Origin of the sequence: Streptomyces sp. OfavH-34-F, from assembly GCF_022347745.1 — a bacterium.
GTDB lineage: Bacteria > Actinomycetota > Actinomycetes > Streptomycetales > Streptomycetaceae > Streptomyces.
The window spans coordinates 1-1231 of the sequence record NZ_JAKRGC010000627.1 but is presented as its reverse complement, the minus strand read 5'-3'; the positions used below and the strand labels follow the sequence as shown (position 1 = coordinate 1231).

2 protein-coding genes are annotated in these 1231 nt (G+C 75.1%); both read left to right on the top strand.

Annotation, left to right across the window (positions count from 1 at the left end; genetic code table 11):
* The first annotated feature begins 98 nt into the window (after positions 1–98).
* Complete coding sequence (locus tag MHW47_RS35545; protein ID WP_239227920.1) at positions 99–884, top strand: SDR family oxidoreductase; 786 nt, start codon at positions 99–101, stop codon at positions 882–884.
* Between the two features lie 55 nt (positions 885–939).
* Positions 940–1231, top strand: a 292-nt coding sequence (locus tag MHW47_RS35540) for a PhzF family phenazine biosynthesis isomerase (RefSeq protein WP_239227919.1), incomplete at its 3' end; no start/stop codon positions are given.

Genomic DNA, 1231 nt, shown 5'->3' with positions numbered 1-1231 from the left:
CTGGACCGGGGCCCGGGGCCCGGGGTTCCCGGCTGAGGGGCGGCCGGAGCCGCGCGTTCCCGGCCGAGGGGCAGGCGCGGGGCGTACGCTGCGGCGGCATGAGCAACCATGCCTCGAACTCCGCGAAGGACGCCGCCCCTCGCACGGCCGTGGTCACGGGCGCCGGTTCCGGCATCGGCCGCGCGGTCGCGCTCGCCCTGGCCGGCGCGGGCTGGTCGGTGGCGCTGACCGGCCGCCGTCCGGACCCGCTCACCGGTACGGCCGCGCTGGCCGGCCCGGACGCGCGGGTGATCACGGTGCCCGCCGACGTGTCACGCCCGCAGGACGTGGACGCGCTGTTCGCCTCGGTCCGGGAGTGCTTCGGCCGCCTCGACCTGCTTTTCAACAACGCGGGCACCTTCGGACCGGGCGGGGTGCCGGTCGAGGACCTGGCGTACGAGGACTGGCGCGGGGTCGTCGAGGTGAACCTGACAGGGGCGTTCCTGTGCGCGCAGGCGGCGTACCGCCAGATGAAGGAGCAGGACCCGCAGGGTGGCCGGATCATCAACAACGGCTCGATCTCCGCGCACGCGCCCCGCCCGCACTCGGTCGCGTACACGGCGACGAAGCACGCGGTCACCGGCCTGACGAAGTCGCTCTCGCTGGACGGCCGTCCGTACCGCATCGCCTGCGGCCAGATCGACATCGGCAACGCCGCGACGGACATGACGGAGCGGATGAGCACGGGCACCCTCCAGGCCAACGGGGAACTGGTCGCGGAACCGGTGATGGACGCGTCCGACGTGGCCCGGACGGTCCTGCACATGGCGGACCTGCCCCTGGAGGCGAACATCCAGTTCGCCACGGTCATGGCCACCACGATGCCGTACGTGGGCCGGGGCTGAGGCCCGCGGCGGGCGCGGCGGGAATGCCCCCGGGCCCGGGGTGGTTGTGGCGCTCATGAGCGAACCCTCCGCGCCCCGCGTACTGCGCTACACCGCGTTCTCCGCCGACCCCGAAGGGGGCAATCCCGCCGGGGTCGTGCTCGACGCCGCCGGTCTCGACGAGGCGGCCATGCTGGCCGTGGCCGCCGAACTGGGGTACAGCGAGACGGCGTTCCTGACCGGCCCCGCCCCGGCGGCGGCGCCCGGCGCGCGGGGGTTCGCGGTCCGCTACTTCAGCCCGCGGGCGGAGGTGCCGTTCTGCGGGCACGCCACGGTCGCCGCGGCGCTCGCACTCGCCGAGCGGGACG